Genomic DNA, 17,130 nt, shown 5'->3' with positions numbered 1-17,130 from the left:
AGGGTTGGCGCGCGAGGCGGATCGAAGCTTTCATGGGTCTCCCGCGTCTTCAAAGTTCTGGAGAAGCGGAATACCTCTCGCAGGGACGCCACGCTGATACGCAGAGAAACAATTTTCAGATTCGGCGGGAGAGAGACCATCGCTGCCAGGGTCTGGACGACACTCCGACGGTGTCGGCCCGCCGGTCGACCGCGCCGACACTCTGCGCGTGCTGCGCGTGCTGCGCGTGCTGCGCGTGCTGCGCGTGCTGCGCGGCGCCTACGCTATGGCGGTCCAGCGTAACATGCGGGTTTTGCATGGGCTTTGCTTGCAGCCCTGGACGTCGGCGTCGAGGCTGCTGAACGTTACTGTCCAGGAGAAGCAATGAATCCAAGTCCACAGGTCGAGCCACCGCGGGCCGGAAGCGGACACCCAGCCGATTCGCTGCCCCTCAAATAGGATGCGCCGTCCAAGTACCGAACTCTGGCCGACTTCATCGACGAAGGGTTCTGTGTCATTCGACCGATCTTCAACGACCAGGGAGTGGGGGTCGACTACACGTTCTTGGAAGTGAATCGGAGATTCGAGACGGAGACCGGGCTGCGCCAGGCAATCGGAAGGCGGATGTACGAGCTCGCGCCGGCACACGAACCGTTCTGGGCCGAACCTACGGACGCGTCGCGCAAACCGGGGTGCCGACCAGATTCGAGCATCAGGCAGAGGCACTGGACCGCTGGTATGACGTGTTCGCGTTCCGGGTAGGCCGCCCCATCGAACGGCAGGTTGCACTCTTGTTTCGAGACATCTCCCATGAAGTTCGGGCTCGGACTGCTGCGGGAAATGCGGCTCGGCGGAAGGACGAGTTCATGGCCATCCTCGCGCACGAACTACGCAATGCTCTTTCGCCCATGCGTCTCGCCGTCCGACTGGCTCGCATGGCGCCAGGCAAGGACGACGTGACCAGCGCTCTCGACATGATTGACCGGCAGATTACGCATCAGGAGGCGCTTATCACCGACCTCAGCGATCTCGGAGAGATCGCGCGCGGTGATCTCAAGCTTGGCATGACGCTGTGCGACCTAAGACAGGTCGTCGAGCTGGCATCAGACATGGTTAGAAATTCGATCGAGTCACGATCGCAGACCTACAAGAAGCATTTGCCCCATGAGAGTGTCATGGTCCGGGGTGACGTGCGCCGGTTGGTGCAAGCGGTTTCCAACCTGCTTCTCAACGCATCGAAATACACGCCCACAACTGGCAAGCTCGTAGCGAGCATCAGCGTTGAAGGAAGAGCCGCGGTCATAAAGGTCAAAGACAACGGGGCAGGCATTCCCGCCAACCGTCTCGCAGACATCTTCGACCTGTTCTCCCAGATCGATGCCACTCGGCACCGCTCGGAAGGAGGGCTTGGCATAGGTTTGGCCGTGGCTCGAAGCGTGGCTCAGCTTCACGGAGGAACCATTGAGGCGCACAGCAATGGTCCCGGAACGGGTAGCGAGTTCGCATCACCCTGCCTCTGGCGGAAGACCGCGCAATGCACCGAGCTGGCCGGACTTCAAGCCCAAATACAGCATTGTCTGCATGCATTTCCTGTGGGGATTTTGTGGGGATTTGCATCGCTCGCTGCTTGACAGCGAGAGAGTCGGCCTTGTAACTTCAGGTCGTCTCCTCAAGCAGCCTCGGCTGCACTTCGCCCGCCGGGCTCCCCCGCGCGGGTATTTTTGTCGAGCGCCAGGCAACGTCTGGTCTATGGCACCTAGATGGACTCTGTCGGACTCCTTCGCCTCTGAGACTGCGCGCTCAGCGTATGCCCATCCATCGGACACATAGGGGATGTTGCCGGGATTTCAGGTTGTACCTCGGAGGGGATCGCTCTGCACCTCATGACCGTAGCTTGTCGTCGTCGAAAGGTAGCGTGCACATGATGCGGAGGGCATGCAGTCGCTCGGCAGCATTCGTGAAGGCGGCTTCGAGTTCCTCATTGGTCACCTCTGGATGTCCAGCCGGTGGACAAAGATGGGCCGGTTTTTTTCGTACAACCCGTCAAGTTTTTTTGCAGGCCAACGAGTCATACCGTGGAGGCAATCTCCTCCGTGAGATACGAGTCTTCCAGCGCGCACCTGCCGTCAGTTCGATTTCGGCGGGCAAGTCCGCTGCTTGGGATATGCCGGCAATTTGGAGGCTAGCGATCTTCGCGTGTATGAAACATGCGAACGATGTAGATCGTGTCCGCATCAATGTGGTAGCGGAGTTCGTAAGTTCCCACCAGCAGGCGTCGGACTTCGTGCGGCTGAAAGCCTTCGAGCAGACGGCCGATGCGAGGATTCGCCAGCAGGGTAGCCGGCGCCGCTGCGAGCATCTGCACCGTGCGCGCTGCGGCGTCCGGGTTGGCCGGCTCGAGAAATTCATGCAGGCGCTGGAGGTCGGACAACGCCTTCGAGGTCCAACGGACTTCCATTACCTGGATTTCGGAACAGGCAACGGCTGGGCAGTCCCCAAGGATTGCGCCCACCGATGAACCTCACCATGCTCCACGGTGCGTCCTGCTCTGATGTCGGCAAGACCTTCCAAGGTGAGGCGCCGGCGCTCGTTCTCCTGCTCGACCCATGCCGAAAGCGCCTGTTTGACCACCCACGCGCGCGATCGATCGAGTTCCGCAGCGTAGCCGTCAATCTGGTCTGCGAGTTCAGTCGACACGTGGGCCGTGATCACCTTGGTCGATGCAGATTGAGTCATAAGTAAATCATATCGAATCAAGACGACTCGATCAAGTATGGGTAGGGTTTCGACGCTCAGACGTCCCTGGCTCAACGCAGAGTGGTTACACAGGAAGCGCGGCGCGGCAGAGATTCCGCATTCCTCGCGCGAGCGGATCCACATCGATGCGGACCGCTGCTGCGCTGCTTCACGTCGCGAGCAGCGGCATCCATTGCACCGCGAGCGCGCCGATCGCCGTCTGCGCGCTCGCGCCATGCCACAGCGGCTGCGTGTTGTCGATCGTCGCGCGCGCATCGGTGCGAAGCCGGCCGCTCCACGAGCGCGCGAGCACATAGCCTCCCATCAACAGCAGCACCGCGAGGTGGAAGCCCTGGTAGCCCAGCAGCATCGCCACGCTCGCGCTCCATGCCTGCGCGCGCGGATCGAGGCCGGTTTGCGCATGGCTCCAGAGGTCGACGCCGAAGCCCGCGGCCGCACAGGCCATCGCGAGCATGACCAGCCAACGCAGGCCACGTTGTCGCGCTGCGTCGTCATGGCGCAGGCCGCGCGTCGCGAACACCAGCGCGAGCGAGCCCGCGAGCATCAGCAGCACGGCCGCGGCGGGCCAGCGCAACGCCGGCAACGCGGCACCGGCCGGCGGGCAGATTTCGGCTGCCATCGACACATGCACGTGTGCCCACAGCAGCGAGGCAAAGATGCTCATGTCGACCGCGACCAGCACCACCATGCCCCACCATGAGTGCGAGGCGCGGCCGACCGCGCCGACCGGCAGCCGTCGGCCATGCCCCACATCGGCCGTGGACACGGGCGGCGGGCTGTCCGCCCCCCAAAGCCAGAACACGATGACCCCCACCGCGAGCACGCCGCACAGCCCGGCGAGCAGCACCTGCTCGACCGTCAGCAGCAGGAAGAAGCCGGCCGTGCCCGCGGCCGCCACCAGCGGCGACCAGCCGTCGGTGGGCAGGCGCAGCAGGTGCAGCGGCCGCGCATCGCGCGGGCTCGTGACCAGCGTCTCGCGGCCGCCGAAGACCGTGCCCGGCAGCCAGTGGCGGCCTTCCTCGACCTCGCGCGCAAGCGCGGAACGGCGCCACAGCGGATAGCGCGAGGCGATCTCGGGAATGCTGCGCACCGCGTACTCGCGCGCGGGCAGCCATTCGAGCGTGCCCGCGTTCCAGGGGTTGCCGTGTTCGCGCCCGGGCTTGCGCAGCGTGCGCGCCACGTCGACGACGAACAGCAGCACGCCCGCGGCGAACACGAAGGCGCCGATGGTCGACAGCAGGTTGAGCGCGTTCCATCCGAGGTCGCCCGGGTAGGTGTAGACGCGCCGCGGCATGCCCATCAGGCCCGCGATGTGCATCGGGAAGAAGGCGAGGTTGAAGCCGCCGAACATCAGGCCGAAGACCCAGCGCCCGCACCGTTCCGAGAGCCGGTGGCCGTTGAACAGCGGCGCCCAGTGGTAGAGGCCCGCGAACACCGGGAACACCATGCCGCCGATCAGCACGTAGTGCAGGTGCGCGACGATGAAGTAGCTGTCGTGCGCCTGCCAGTCGAAGGGCAGCACCGCCACCATCACGCCGGTGAGTCCGCCCAGCACGAAGATGAAGTGGAAGCCCAGCAGGAACAGGGTGGGCGTGTCGAGCCGGATGCGGCCGCTCCAGAAGGTGGCGATCCACGAGAACACCTGCAGGCCGCTGGGCAGCGCCACCGCGAAGCTCGCGGCCGACACCAGCCGCAGCGACCAGGTCCCCAGGCCGGCCGTGAACATGTGGTGCACCCACAGCAGGAAGCTCAGGGCGCCCACGGCCATCAGCGCGATCACCACCGCGCGGTGGCCCACCAGCGGCGTGCCCGCGAGCGTGGCGGCCATCATCGAGACCAGGCCAGCGGCCGGCAGGAAGATGATGTAGACCTCGGGGTGGCCGAAGAACCAGAACAGGTGCTGCCACAGCACGGGATCGCCGCCGCGCGCGGCGATGAAGAAGGGCCAGTCAAAGGCGCGCTCCATCTCGAGCAGCAGCGTGGCCGCGATCACGGCCGGGAACGCGAACACGATCATCAGCGCGCTGACCAGCATCGCCCACGCGAAGATCGGCATGCGCGCGAGCGTCATGCCCGGCGCGCGCGTGAACAGGATGCCGATGATCAGCTCGATCGCGCCCGCGATCGCCGAGATCTCGATGAAGCCGATGCCCAGCAGCCACCAGTCGGCGCCGCGTCCCGGCGAGAACTCCTTGCCGGTGAGCGGTGGGTACATGAACCAGCCGCCATCGGGCGCCTCGCCGAAGAACAGCGTGCCGAAGAACACCAGGCCGCCGATCGCATAGGCCCAGAACGCATAGGCCGACAGGCGCGGAAAGGGCAGGTCGCGCGCGCCCAGCATGCCCGGCAGCAGGTAGACCGCGATCGCCTCGACGATCGGCACCGCGAACAGGAACATCATCACCGTGCCATGCATGGTGAAGAGCTGGTTGTAGGTCCTGGGGTCGATCAGGTCGTTGTCGGGCACGGCGAGCTGCGCGCGCATCACCAGCGCGAGCACGCCGGCGAGCACGAAGAACAGCATCGCGGTCGCGATGTAGAACACGCCGATCTGCGTGTTGTTGACGGCCGAGAGCCGGCGCCAGCCCGAGGGCGGGCGCCAGGCGCGCTCGAGCGCGTCGCGCCCGGCTTCGGGTTGCGGCGCGTTGGCCGCCGGGTCCAAGGGCGTGTTCGTCGGCATGCTCATTGCAGCTGCGCGAGCCAGCGCGCGATCGATTGCAGCGTGGGCTCGTCTAGCCGCTCATGCGAGGACGGCATGCGCGCGCCGGGCTTGGCCTGCTGCGTGTGCGCGACCCAGGCCGCGAGCTGGTCGGGCGTGTTGGGCACGGTGCCGGCGCCGAGGTAGAGCCGGCTGCCGACATGCGTGAGGTCGGGACCGAGCCGGCTCTCTTCGCTCACGCCGCGCACCGTGTGGCAGGCATTGCAGCGGTTCGCGAGGAAGGCGTCGCGCCCGCGCGCGAGGTCGGGCGTCAGGTCGGTGCCTGCCGGCCGCGCCTGCGCCGCGAGCCAGGCCTCGAAGGCCGCGGGTTCCTCGGCCACCACGTGCAGCGCCATGCGCGCGTGCTGCTCGCCACAGTACTCGGCGCATTGGCCGCGCCAGGCGCCGGGCCGGTCGGCCTGCAGCAGCAGGTGCTGTACGCGGCCCGGCAGCATGTCCATCTTGCCGCCGAGCGCTGGCACCCAAAAGCTGTGGATCACGTCGGCGCTCGTGAGGCCGAAGTACACCGGCCGGCCCGCGGGTATGCGCACCTCGTTCGCGGTGCGGATCTCGGCGCCGCTGGCCGGGTCGCGGTAGCGCACCTCCCACCACCACATGTGGCCGGTGATGCCGATCACCAGCGCATCGGCCGGTGGTACCGGGCGCCACGCGGGGCGATGGCGCTCGCCGTAGAAGAACAATGCGACCAGCACCACGGCCGGAAACGCGAGGCCGCCGCCATAGAGCCACCAGCGGGTTTGCGCGCGTGGCATCGCACGTGGCGCGTTCCGGCGCGCGCGCCGCACCGCGAGCGCGAGCAGCGCCATCACGAGCACGAAGATCGCGGCGGCGCCGCCGATCAGCACCCAACTGACCTCGAGCAGCATGTCGGCCACCGGTCCCGCGGCATCGAAGGCCGAAGGCGAGGGCGGCGCGGCGGTGGGTCGGCTCATTCGAGCGCCAGCAGGTAGGCCGCCATGTCGCGCGCATCGCGCGGCGACACGCCCATCGACGGCATCGCGGTGCCCGGGACCAGCGCGGCCGGTGCTTCGATCCAGCGCGCGAGCGTTTCGGGCCGGTTCGGCAGGTGGCCCGCGATGTAGCTGCGGCGGCCGAAGGCATCGAGCGGCGGCGCGAGGCTGGCGCGCGCCGCCGGCACCTTCGGGATGGCATGGCAGCTGCCGCACTGGTATTGCGCGAGCAGTTCGCGCCCGCGTTCGAGTTGGGCCGCGGGCGCATCGCCGTGAGGCAGCGGCGTGGGCCCGAGCGCGGGCAGGCCGCGGCCCGAGAGTTCGCAGCCGCCCGCGAGCCCGACCGCCGCCACCGAGAGCGCGGCCAGCGCGGCGCGGCCGCGGCGTGCGCGAGGCGGCGGGCAGGCGGGCGACGCATGGGGCATGGCCGATTCTTGCGGGGGCGGACGCGGTTTGCGCCGACAGAGCGGCCCGCACCCGCGTCGGACAATGCCGCCACATGAATGCGCCCAAGACCGTCGCGCTGACCCTGGCCGCGCTGGCCGGCGGCGCCGCGATCGGCGCGGCGGTCATGGTATGGGGCGGCGTCTACGACGTGGCCTCGAACGTGCAGCACACGCAACCCGTGTATTCGCTGCTCGAGACCGCGATGCGCCAGTCGGTGCGCTGGCGCGCGCGCGGCATCGAGGCGCCACCGCTGGGCGATGCGCGGCAGCTCGCGCAGGGCGCCGCCTGCTATCGCGCGCGCTGCGTGCAATGCCATGGCGCGCCGGGCGTGGCGCAGGACGACATCGGCAAGAGCATGCAGCCGCTGCCCGGTCCGCTGGTCGACGCGCGCCAGCGCTGGAGCGCGCGCGAGCTCTACTGGCTCACGCGCAACGGCATCAAGATGAGCGGCATGCCGGCGTGGGAATACCGGCTCTCGGATGAGGAGCTGTGGGCCGTGGTGGCCTTCGTCGAGCGGCTGCCCGACATGACGCCGCGGGCCTATGCGCAGGCCACGGCCTTCGAGCTCGTGCCCGGCACGCCGCGCAGCGGGGCGACAGGTGCATCGATCGGCTGCAATGCGTTGGCCAGGCGTCCCGCCACGCGGCCAGGCGATGCATTGCGCGGGCGCACCGCGCTGACGCAGTACGCCTGCAATGCCTGCCATGCGATTCCCGGCGTGACGGGCTCATACCCGAACGTCGGCACGCCGCTGGCCGGCATCGGCGGGCGCGGCCTGATCGCGGGCCGGCTCGCCAACACACCCGAAAACATGGTGCGCTGGCTGCGCCACACGCGCGAGGTCGATCCGCTCACGGCCATGCCCGAGATGGGCGTGACAGAGCAGGATGCGCGCGACATCGCGGCCTACCTGGGCACCTTGAACTGAACCGTCGCTGCTCAGGGCAAACACACCCCGCGCGGATGGCTGGCCGCCGCCTCGCCGGGGCCGTATTGCGCCTTGCTTCAGCCCATTGCCGGGATGGACGGCGACGTGTTGCGCCAGATGGCGATGAAATCCGGGCTTCCGTTGAGCGCGCGGGAGTACAGCCAGGGCGGCGTGATCTTCTCGTGCGGAAGCGACAAGATGGGCTTGCACCGATGTACCTGTTCGTTGCCGATGAAGATGTACTCTTCACAATTTCGGAGGATGGCAGCCTCATCCACGCCTGTGACGCTCCCCCCTCGTTGGGGAGCGGCTTCATCGAAGCGGTGCGTGACCCAGCAGGCGATGACCACCTGCGGCCGGTACTTGGCGACCGCACGCTCAGCATCAAGTTTTTCGACGTGATTCCCATAGCGAATCGTCGGCTGACCGATCGATTGATAGTACGCGCCGATCGTCGGGTCTTCTTGCTGGCGGTTGTCGGTGGCGGGGATGGAGAGCGCCTGAGCCAGCATCCCATGACCCGCACCGATCTCTATCGCGCTGCGGCCGGCAAGACGCGCGCGCAGAAACTTCAGAAGTTCCGTTGTAGGCAAGCCGTAGATGCCATGACGTACCCCAAACAACAGCCGTTCTTCGGCCGTGGTCTGCGCAAGCTCGCGGGCATCGCGAACCAGAAGCTGACCCTTGGCATCCAACAGAAGGTGCGCGAGGTCTCGCGTCTTTTTTGGATCGAGGACGAAGGCTTCGCTGGCGTTGCTCATGCCGCGATTGTCAGTGAAGCAAGGCGTGATGGCATTCGCTCACATCAAGCCCAACGGCGAAGCGGGGCTGTGGCCTGGTGGTGCGGGCGAAACGTCCGGCTTTCCGGCCGCTTTCCGCTCGTGGTCGCAGCAATGCTGACGATTCAAGAAGATGAAGCTGCCGCGCCCGCGCCCCGGCCGTCAGGCCGTGGCGCACTCAGGCTCTGCGCGCCTCGATCGGCTCATGAGGGCCCAATCGACGCATTTTGTCGTACAAGGTTTTGCGTGGCACGCCCAGCCGCTCTGCCGCGGCCGCGGCCGAGCCGTTGCACGCCTCGAGCGCCTCGTGGATCAGGTAGCGTTCGAACCGGGCCATCTGCTCATCGAGCGAACGTTCGCCTTGCGTCATGCCGCGCGCGGCCTCGTTGCCGTCCCACAGTCCGAGCACGAAGCGATCTGCGATGTTGCGCAACTCCCGCACGTTGCCGGGCCAGGCATGCGCCATGAGCGCATCGAGATGGTGGGGTGCCACGACCGGCAGCTCTCGCTCATGGCGCAGCGCGGCCTGCATGGCGAAGTGGGTGAACAGTAGCGGAATGTCCTCGCGTCTTTCGCGCAGCGGCGGAAGATTCAAGACCACGACGCCCAGGCGGTAGTAGAGGTCGTCGCGGAACTTGCCTTCGCGCGCTGCGGCCAGCAGGTCGGCCTTGGTCGCGGCGATGACCCGGCTGTCCATCGGTCGCAGTTCGTTCGACCCCAGGCGCTCGAACTGGCGCTCCTGGAGGGACCGCAGCATCTTGACCTGCAGGTTCATCGGCATCGTCTCGATCTCGTCGAGAAACAGCGTCCCGCCGCGCGCGTGTTCGATCTTCCCGATGCGCCGCTTCGCAGCGCCGGTGAAGGCGCCTGCCTCGTGGCCGAACATCTCGCTTTCGAACAACGCCTCGGGCATGCCGCCGCAGTTGATGGCCGCAAAGTTGCCTTCCTTGCGCCGACTGCAATCGTGCAGGCAACGCGCCACGAGTTCCTTGCCCGTTCCGGTCTCTCCGAGAATCAGGACGTCGGCATCGGAGTTGGCCACGTCCAGCACCAGGCGTCGCAACCTGTGCATGGCCGAGGAGCGACCGATGAGCTTCGCCTCGATCGATTCAAAACCCGCGATCCTGCGCCGCAGATGTTCGACTTCCAGGCTCAACGCGCGCTTGTCCAGCGCGCGCTGGACAACTTCGGTCAGCTGGTCGGGAGAGAAAGGTTTCTCGAGGAAATCGTACGCCCCCAGGCGCATCGCCTGCACCGCCATCGTGATGTCGCCATGGCCAGTCACGAGGATCACAGGCAGGCTCGGATCAAGCTTCAGGGCGTGTGAAAGCAGCGCCAGGCCGTCGATGCCCGGCAGCTTGACGTCCGTGACCAGCACGCCCGCAAAGCCCGGTGTCAGCTTCTGAAGTACCTGTTCGGCCGAACCGAAGCCGGTGACGCGAATGCCGGCGAGCTGTAGCGCCTGCGTGCTGCCCAAGCGCACGGGCGGATCGTCTTCGACGTAGAGAACTTCGAGGTTGCGCGTTTCAATCATGAAGTGTCCGTTCCTCTGCTTTTCGCAACGTGACGGAGAAGACCGCCCCGCCGAGATCGCTGCGAGCGGCGCGCAGCAGTCCACCGAAGTCGCGAACGATGCCGGCGGAGATGGCCAGGCCGAGGCCCAATCCGAGGCCTTGCTCCTTGGTGGTGAAAAATGGCTCGAACAGCCGTGGCATGACGTCCGGCGCAATGCCGGTACCGTTGTCATGAACTTCGAGCACGACACCGTCGGGTGCACTGCGCGCCACCACTCGCACGCAGCGCGGATCGACGCCCGCGGAGGCCGTGGCGTCGAAAGCGTTCACCAGCAGGTTGACCAGCACCTGTTCGAGCCGATTGCCTTCGCACAGGGCATGCAGGCCGGGTTCGATCTCCTGCGACAACGCGACGCGCTCCTGGCGGATGCGCTGGCTGAGCAGAAACAGCGCGTCGGCGACGGTGTCGGCCAGCGCCACCGATTGCAGCTGGACGGTCGACCGTCGCGCAAACTTCTTCAGCTGCGAGGTGATCTGGCCCATGCGGTCTGTAAGGTCGCAGATGGTGCGAAGGTTGAGATCGACCTGGTCGGTGTGTCCGCGCTCGAGAAAGACGACCGCATTGGCGGACAGCGTGCGCAGCGCGGCAAGCGGCTGGTTGAGTTCGTGCGTGATGCCCGCGGACATCTGGCCGAGCACGGCCATCTTGCCGGTCTGCACCAGGTCGTCCAGCGTGCTCTTGAGGATGTCCTCGGCGCGCTGGCGCTCGGTGATCTCCGTCTGCAGGTGTTCGTTGGCATGGCTCAGCGCTTCGGTGCGGGCTCGCACCATCTGCTCGAGCTCGTCGTAGGCGCCTTGGAGCGCCTCTCGTGCTGCGAGCCGTTGGTGCACGATGCGTCGGCGCTGCTGGATGTACAGCACCAGGAGCGTGAGGAACACCAGTGCGAACGCCGTGCCTGCGGCCGATGTGCGCGCGATGGCGTGCACCGGTTTCATGTCTGACAGGATGATCAGCTTCCAGTCCGTGCCTTCGACGGGGCGGCTGTCCAGCAGGTAATCGGGTCCGAAAGGCTCTTGCGTCGCGGACCGGCGCGGCCCATCGGCGTTCAACTGCACCACCATGGCGTTGCCACCCGACAGCGGTCGATGTTCGCGCATGTCGATGGGGCGCAGCGCGCCTGCTTCCGTGTACTGCCTGGTCTGCGCGAGCTGCTGAAGGGTTTCGCTCGACAACGGACGCAAGGCGCGGAACTTCCAGGCCGATTCGGACGCGAGGAACACGACCCCGTTCCCATCGATGGCCAGCACCTTGTCGGTGGAGCGTGACCATGCGGCATCGAGCTTGTCGAGGTTGACCTTGACGGTGGCCACGCCGAGTTGGCGGTTTCCGTCGACGATGCCGTGCGAGAAGTAGTAGCCGGGCTCGCGGCTGACCGTCCCGATGCCATAGAAACGTCCGGGCATGCCTCGCACTGCGTCCTTAAAGTACGGGCGGTAGGAGAAGTTCATGTCCACGAAGCTGCTGCCTGGCTGGTTCCAGTTGCTGGCGGCGAGCGTGAGGCCCGTGGTGTCCATCACGTAGACCGCGGAGGCCTGCGCATGCGCATTGACCGTCTCGAGGTACACGTTCGCTTCGAGCTGCAGGGTCCGGTCGGTCGGCGCGCGCAGCAGGTCGAGCACGTCGGGGCTGAGTGCAACGACCTGCGGCAGATACTCGTAGCGGCTGAGTTCGCTGCGCAGGCTGGTGGAATAGATGTCGAGCCGGTGCAACGTCCCTTGCTGCAGTGCACGGATGCCCGTGCGCTCCCCGATCAGATACGCCAGCGCACCGCCCGCGGCGATCAGGCACAGCCATGCACCCACCGCGGTCCAGCGGCGCCAGCGGGTGGTGGTCGAGGTGGTTGTCGTACCCTTGAAGCGCGCAAGCACGGCCTGGTCTCGCAGATCGTCGGGGGAGCCCGCGAAGCCATGGCGGTACGGTGCGGACAGCTTCAGCACGGCGCGACCTGCCGAAAGCAGCATTGACACGAGAGTGAGGGGCGGAGGGCTGCGCGAATACGTAAACAGCGGACGATCGTACGCAGAGCCTCGCGATTCGCCGAGGCGGAATTACCCTGCATCGGCGTTCTCTCGTGCATCACCGAGGTGCATCAATCCGCGTACACGCCCGCAGCCTTGATGACCGGGCCGAAACGCGCGACCTCGGCCTGTACGAACTTCTTGTGTTCCGCCGGCTCCACGCGCTTGTCGGTCACGACCACCGCGCCCAGGCCTTCCTCCTTCTTGATGAACTCCGCATCCTTGAGCGCGACCTTCAATGCGTCGTTGAGCTTCTTGAGCACCAGCGCCGGCGTGCCCTTGGGCGCATACAGCCCATGCCAGATCGTGACCTGGAAGCTCTTCAGGCCCGACTCGTCGAGCGTGGGCAGATCCTTCAATGCCGGCGTGCTCAGGCGCTTGAGCGTCGTGACCGCATAGGCCTTGACCTTCTTGGCTTCGATCTGGCCTGTGGTGTTGGTGGTCTGATCGCACAGCAGGTCGATCTGGCCGCCGAGCAGGTCTGCGATGGCCGGTGCCGTTCCCTTGTAAGGCACGGTGGTCATCTCCGCCTTGAGCTCGCTCTGCAACAACAGGCCGCACAGGTGCGAGGCCGAACCGATGCCGGCGTTGCCAAGATTGGTCTTGCCGGCGTTCTTGCCGATCCACTCCCGCAGTTCCTTGAAGCTGTTGGCCTCGAGCTGCGGCTTACCGATCACGGTCATCGGCACGTCGTTGATCATGCCCAGGTACTCGAAGTCGGTCTCGTAGTTGTAGGGCAGCTTGCGATAGAGCACGGGGGTCGTGGCCATGCCGACGTGCGTGAGCAGCAGCGTGTAGCCGTCGGCCTTGGCGCGGGCGACCTTCGCATTGCCGATGGTGCTGCCCGCGCCGGCGGCGTTGTCGATCACGATCGTTGCGCCGTCGAGCGGCTTGCGCAGCGCTTCGGCGAGGTCGCGCGCCACGCGGTCGGTGGGGCCGCCCGCGGCGAAGGGCACGACGATGGTGATGGGTTTGCCGCCGGGAAAGTCCTGCGCGTGCACGCCCAGGGACACGGTGACCGCGGCAAGAACGGCCAGGCTTCGTTTGAAAATCGATCGGTTCAAGGAAATGGCTCCGGTGGAAAGAAAAGAGGTCGGTCGGACCGCCGCCGCGAGATCGACGGCGGTCTTCGCGGGTCAGGTCGGCGATGTCAGAGCATCGACGGCGTGATCTGCTTGGTGACGTCGAACAGCAGGTTCAACGGCGAGGGGCCGAAGGACAGCCAGGTGCCACTCAAGGGTTGCTGGCCCACGCCGGGCTTGGTCCAGTCGCACACGCCATCGGGGAAGGCGGCAGTCAGACGGGCCCATTGCGTGGGCGTGAAGAACACGCGGTAGTCCGAGGGGTTCAGCGGCTTGAGCTGGCACTTGGCGATGTCGTCGGTCAACGGGCCGCCGGCGGCCATGCGCGGCGTCGTGCCGGCCGGATAGAAGGTGTTGCACGCGCTCGCGCCGAAGGCGGTCTGCTCTTCCGTGTACTTCAGGCCGTTGTTCCAGCACGCGTCCTTCAGGTCGGCCGGCCGTGCGGCGGCGATCTTCTGTGCAAGCGGACGGTCGGAGCGGTCTGCCTTGCTGGCGCGCAGCCAGACGTCCATCGCATCGAAGGCCTCGGCGCTGCTCGCGCCCTTGGTCCACATCACGTGGTTGTCGATGTTGCCGTTGGCACGGCGCAGCCGCTCCCGCATCGAGAACGAGTGGATCTTGGTGTGGATGTCTCCGCCCACCGTGCCGTCGTTGTAGTCGCGCAGGTCGATGATCGCGGTGGAGGCCAGTCCCCCCGCGCCATTGACGATGCGCCCCGACTGGTAGGCGCGGGTCAGCGCATCGAGGTCGCCCACGGTGCGCTTCGTGGTGCGATTCATGTCGCGGTCCACGCCGCCAGCGCGCTCGTTGAGATCGATGAATTTGTCGATGCCGAGCTTGCCCTCGTTGAGCGCGTTCAGGCCGTACTGGATGCCCACGTTGTCGATCGGGCGCAGCGCGAAGCCTTCGGCGGTCTTGCCGTAGACGTTCACCGTGTGGTCGAACACCGTGGCGCGCGCACCCGTCGGGTTCGTCGCGGCGTTGTAGCGCTTCTCCACCGGCACGCCAGCGGGGAAGGACACGGTGGGATCGAGCCGCCCGGCCTGTCCGCTCATGTTGGAGATGTTGCCGATCTGCAGGTAGCCCGAGATCGCCTGCTTTTCGGCCGCGGTGTAGTTCAGCGCCGCGGTGGCCGGGTCGTTGAAGTAGTTGTTGAGCACGCGCGAGTCGTGCAACTTGAAGATCGTGGAAGAGGTCACGTCGGCGAACACCTGGCTCACCACCACGCCGTCGAAGAGGCCGGGGTAGTTGTCGCTGGTCTGGTGGCTCTGGTAGGAGCCGCCCGAGCCACCGGTGCCGATGGTGTAGGTGGGCGTGCCGAAGTTTTCGATGAACCGCTCCTTGACCATGGCGATGGTCTCGGACGACAGCTGGTCGTTGCAGTTCGTGCCGAAGACGTTCAGCGTGGAGGTGGTCACCGCGAGCCCGCGGCTTTGGTAGGTCGGATTGATCAGCGTGGCGAAGTCGTTGCCTTGCTGGAACCAGCCGCCCTGGCAGCCGCCGCCGAGCGGATAGATCAGTCCGCCCTTCCAGCCCGCGGTACGGTAGGTCGGAGACGGGGGCGGCTCATTGAGCACGTCGTGCAGGATCGCCGACTGGTAAAGGCCGCGGTTGATGGTGCCGCTCTCCAGCCGGATCACGTACGGCACCTGCTTGCCGTCGATGGCGAGGTAGGCGATGTTGGCCGGATAGGCACTCAGGCTGCCGGGCTCGAAGCGCGTGTTGGTGCCCGCGGTGGTCCGGTAGTAGTAGTCCACGCGCGTCTCGACCGAGCACTTGCCGTCGTCGAGCGACTTGAGCTTCTGGCCGCCCATGCGCGTGAAGGTCTCGTAGCCACACACGAAGGGCTCCTCGTGCGGCCCCGAGATCACGGGGCCGGTGATCGGATAGGCCGTCAATGCGAGCGTTGCCTTGTAGCCGCCGTAGCTCGCGACCAGCTCGTTGGCACCGGTCTTCAGTCCCGTGACCTTGCCCACCAGCCTTCCGTTCGCGGGATTGGGCGCGAAGGCGGCCGTGACATCACGCCCGTCGACCGTCACCGACAGGCTGCCGGGCGACTGCTCGCTCAACAACTCGAGCTCGACGAGTGCGTCGTCTCCGGTCACCAGCTGAGGCGGCGACGACAGCACACCGACCTTCAGCGTTGCCCCTGCCGGTGGCGTGGCCGGATCGGGGTTGCCGGGGTCCGTGGGATTGCCGCCACCACCGCCGCCGGCGATGGGCGGTATGAATCCACCGCCCCCGTCGCTTCCGCCGCCGCAGGCGGCAAGGATCAGGGCGGCCAGCAGGGTGCTGATGCGCAGTGGTGCCTTCGCCTTGGCGAAGCGGGTCTCGATCTCGGGTCTTGCGGTCATTCTCTCGGTCTCCGTTGTGGTTCTGGTTGCAGGGAAGGAAAGCGGGAAGCGGGTGGCCGGGCGCGCCCGCCATGGGATGGACATGCGGCGGCGCGACCCGGCGAAGCGGGGTCGTTGGCCTTGCGGCGCATGTCAGGGCAGGGGCAGAGGCGGGTGTGGACGCGGGCGCTCAGGCAACGAAGCGGGAGGCCGCGTGGAAGGGCTGTGTAAGGGGATGTGGCGCATGGTTGTCTCCGTCCTCTGTCTTGGGGATGCGCTCTGGAATAGCAACGCGTGTGCCATGCCGACCTTGCGATGCAAGTCGTTGAAATGAAAGGGGTTTTCTTGCCCGACCCCAGGTTTTCCCGCGGTTTTTCGGCTGGAAGTCCAGCCGCGGCGGGCATGGGGTGGCCGGGAATCCGCACACGGCCCCTCCAGGCAAATCGCCGACAGAGCGTTGCGCTCGATGCAGACAACGCGCCCGTGCCGAGGGCCTGCAATCTTCGGCAGCCCGATCCCGGGCCACGAGATCATTCGAATGGAGGGAGTCGACGATGAACCTTGCACGCCTTGTTGCCGGTACCGTCGGGGCCGGCGCGCTCATTGTCTGGAGCGCGGCGGCTCATGCCCAGCAGCCCCCGGCGTCCAGCCAACCCTCTCCAGGGACGACCCAGGTTGCCTCATCGGGGCGCACGCTCGCCAGCTCCAGACTGGCGACGGACATCCTCAACCGCATCGCAGGCCATGTTCGTACGGTCAAGGGTTGCCAAACGCTGTCCGAGGTGCGCATGGAGGTGATGCCGCGCGGCTATGTGCCGGTGCAGCCCGCCGTGTCTGCCAACTCGCGTGGGGGCCACTTCGAACGCTGGAGCGTGAACGCCTGCGGCGAGCGCCAGCTGTTCCAGATCGGCATGTGGCCCGCGCAGCGCGGAGGCAGCGATTTCGCGGTGACTCCGCTGGCTCTCGCGTCGGCTCCCTCGGGGGCGGGCGCAGCCGCTGCGCGTCCTGTTTCGTCCACCGCGCCTTCTTCCGCATGGCACGGTCGCTACGTCTGGGAAGAGTCGGTCGGCCGCATCGGCGGCTCGGCGCCCTCCGAGGGCGTGGCCGCGTTCATCGAACACACCCTGGTGCTCGGGCCTTCCGCGGGCGCGACGAGTTGCGCGCTCAACGGCGATGGCTACCAGACCCATCGACGCATCATTTGCACGGCGACCCCCGAGGGACAGTCGCTCGCGATCAAGTTCTACAAGTTCGCTCCCGGCAACGCGCTGGGGCGCCATCAGGTCGGCGAGCGCCTGTTCACGTTGACGCGAGGACCCGAGGGGCTCACGACCCGATTGGAGGGCCTGGGGCGGGCCGTCGACAACATGCCGCGCAGCGGCGTGCTTTTCAGGTCGACGCGCTGAGGGAGATGCCTGGGCCGATCTCGCGAGCAGGTCGACGCTCGGGTGCGCGGTCGGCGGTTTCGCGCGCTCGCGCCACAGCGACTTCGACTCGCGGCTTCCTGGCTCTTCAGGCCAGCGTGTAGGCCGTCTTCACCGTGGTGAAGAACTCCTGCGCATA

General features: G+C 66.6%; 15 protein-coding genes. 5 read left to right on the top strand and 10 right to left on the bottom strand.

Features of this window, described 5'->3' with window-relative positions; translation table 11 throughout:
* The first annotated feature begins 208 nt into the window (after positions 1 to 208).
* The 3 genes from KV106_RS39760 (at position 209) to KV106_RS39755 (ending at position 1,610) form a co-directional block, all read left to right on the top strand.
* Positions 209 to 367 (top strand): hypothetical protein, encoded by a 159-nt coding sequence (locus KV106_RS39760; RefSeq protein ID WP_261218027.1) that lies wholly within the window; start codon positions 209 to 211, stop codon positions 365 to 367.
* Positions 368 to 462: 95 nt separating this feature from the next.
* On the top strand, positions 463 to 741 hold the full coding sequence (locus KV106_RS40135; protein WP_409976607.1) for a hypothetical protein: 279 nt from the start codon (positions 463 to 465) through the stop codon (positions 739 to 741).
* A gap of 104 nt (positions 742 to 845) precedes the next feature.
* Positions 846 to 1,610, top strand: a complete 765-nt coding sequence (locus KV106_RS39755; protein ID WP_261218025.1) for a sensor histidine kinase — start codon at positions 846 to 848, stop codon at positions 1,608 to 1,610.
* Between the two features lie 551 nt (positions 1,611 to 2,161).
* Here the strand turns inward: KV106_RS39755 and KV106_RS39750 are convergent.
* From KV106_RS39750 to KV106_RS39730, 5 genes are all read right to left on the bottom strand, one after another.
* On the bottom strand, positions 2,162 to 2,437 hold the full coding sequence (locus KV106_RS39750) for a type II toxin-antitoxin system RelE/ParE family toxin (RefSeq protein WP_057597131.1): 276 nt from the start codon (positions 2,435 to 2,437) through the stop codon (positions 2,162 to 2,164).
* On the bottom strand, positions 2,437 to 2,715 hold the full coding sequence (locus KV106_RS39745) for a CopG family ribbon-helix-helix protein (RefSeq protein ID WP_057597130.1): 279 nt from the start codon (positions 2,713 to 2,715) through the stop codon (positions 2,437 to 2,439). Before KV106_RS39745 ends, KV106_RS39750 begins: the two co-directional genes overlap by 1 nt.
* Before the next feature lie 169 nt (positions 2,716 to 2,884).
* A complete protein-coding gene (gene ctaD / locus KV106_RS39740) occupies positions 2,885 to 5,416 on the bottom strand; it encodes a cytochrome c oxidase subunit I (RefSeq protein ID WP_261218029.1) in 2,532 nt (843 codons plus the stop codon).
* Positions 5,417 to 5,418: 2 nt separating this feature from the next.
* Complete coding sequence (gene coxB / locus KV106_RS39735; RefSeq protein WP_261218022.1) at positions 5,419 to 6,387, bottom strand: cytochrome c oxidase subunit II; 969 nt, start codon at positions 6,385 to 6,387, stop codon at positions 5,419 to 5,421.
* Positions 6,384 to 6,830: a c-type cytochrome gene (locus KV106_RS39730; RefSeq protein WP_261218021.1), complete on the bottom strand. Its 447-nt coding sequence runs from the start codon at positions 6,828 to 6,830 to the stop codon at positions 6,384 to 6,386. The genes coxB and KV106_RS39730 overlap by 4 nt, the downstream gene beginning before the upstream one ends.
* Before the next feature lie 74 nt (positions 6,831 to 6,904).
* Here KV106_RS39730 and KV106_RS39725 point away from each other — a divergent pair, with 74 nt between their 5' ends.
* Positions 6,905 to 7,780 carry a c-type cytochrome gene (locus KV106_RS39725; protein WP_261218019.1) on the top strand — a complete coding sequence of 292 codons (876 nt, stop codon included), beginning with the start codon at positions 6,905 to 6,907 and terminating at the stop codon, positions 7,778 to 7,780.
* A 77-nt stretch (positions 7,781 to 7,857) separates the two neighbouring features.
* Here KV106_RS39725 and KV106_RS39720 read toward each other — a convergent pair whose 3' ends face one another.
* The 5 genes from KV106_RS39720 to KV106_RS39700 all read right to left on the bottom strand — a co-directional run bounded on the left by KV106_RS39720 (position 7,858) and on the right by KV106_RS39700 (position 15,588).
* Entirely contained in the window at positions 7,858 to 8,541 is a 684-nt protein-coding gene (locus KV106_RS39720) for a hypothetical protein (RefSeq protein ID WP_261218018.1), read from the bottom strand.
* A 196-nt stretch (positions 8,542 to 8,737) separates the two neighbouring features.
* On the bottom strand, positions 8,738 to 10,093 hold the full coding sequence (locus KV106_RS39715; protein ID WP_261218016.1) for a sigma-54-dependent transcriptional regulator: 1,356 nt from the start codon (positions 10,091 to 10,093) through the stop codon (positions 8,738 to 8,740).
* A complete protein-coding gene (locus KV106_RS39710; RefSeq protein ID WP_261218014.1) occupies positions 10,086 to 12,071 on the bottom strand; it encodes a sensor histidine kinase in 1,986 nt (661 codons plus the stop codon). Before KV106_RS39710 ends, KV106_RS39715 begins: the two co-directional genes overlap by 8 nt.
* A gap of 152 nt (positions 12,072 to 12,223) precedes the next feature.
* Positions 12,224 to 13,216, bottom strand: coding sequence for a tripartite tricarboxylate transporter substrate-binding protein (locus KV106_RS39705; RefSeq protein ID WP_261218012.1), 993 nt, complete (start codon positions 13,214 to 13,216; stop codon positions 12,224 to 12,226).
* 86 nt (positions 13,217 to 13,302) lie between these two features.
* Positions 13,303 to 15,588 (bottom strand): DUF6351 family protein, encoded by a 2,286-nt coding sequence (locus tag KV106_RS39700; RefSeq protein WP_261218005.1) that lies wholly within the window; start codon positions 15,586 to 15,588, stop codon positions 13,303 to 13,305.
* A gap of 533 nt (positions 15,589 to 16,121) precedes the next feature.
* Between KV106_RS39700 and KV106_RS39695 the strand changes: the two genes are divergently transcribed.
* The gene (locus KV106_RS39695) at positions 16,122 to 16,973 is read left to right on the top strand and encodes a DUF5991 domain-containing protein (protein ID WP_261218003.1); all 852 of its coding nucleotides are present in this window, start codon (positions 16,122 to 16,124) and stop codon (positions 16,971 to 16,973) included.
* Positions 16,974 to 17,130: the final 157 nt, after the last annotated feature.

The sequence above is a fragment of the Variovorax endophyticus genome, from assembly GCF_025376855.1.
Taxonomy (GTDB): Bacteria; Pseudomonadota; Gammaproteobacteria; order Burkholderiales; family Burkholderiaceae_C; genus Variovorax.
The sequence above is the reverse complement of the archived record's forward strand: the minus strand, read 5'-3'. Positions and strand labels throughout refer to the sequence as shown.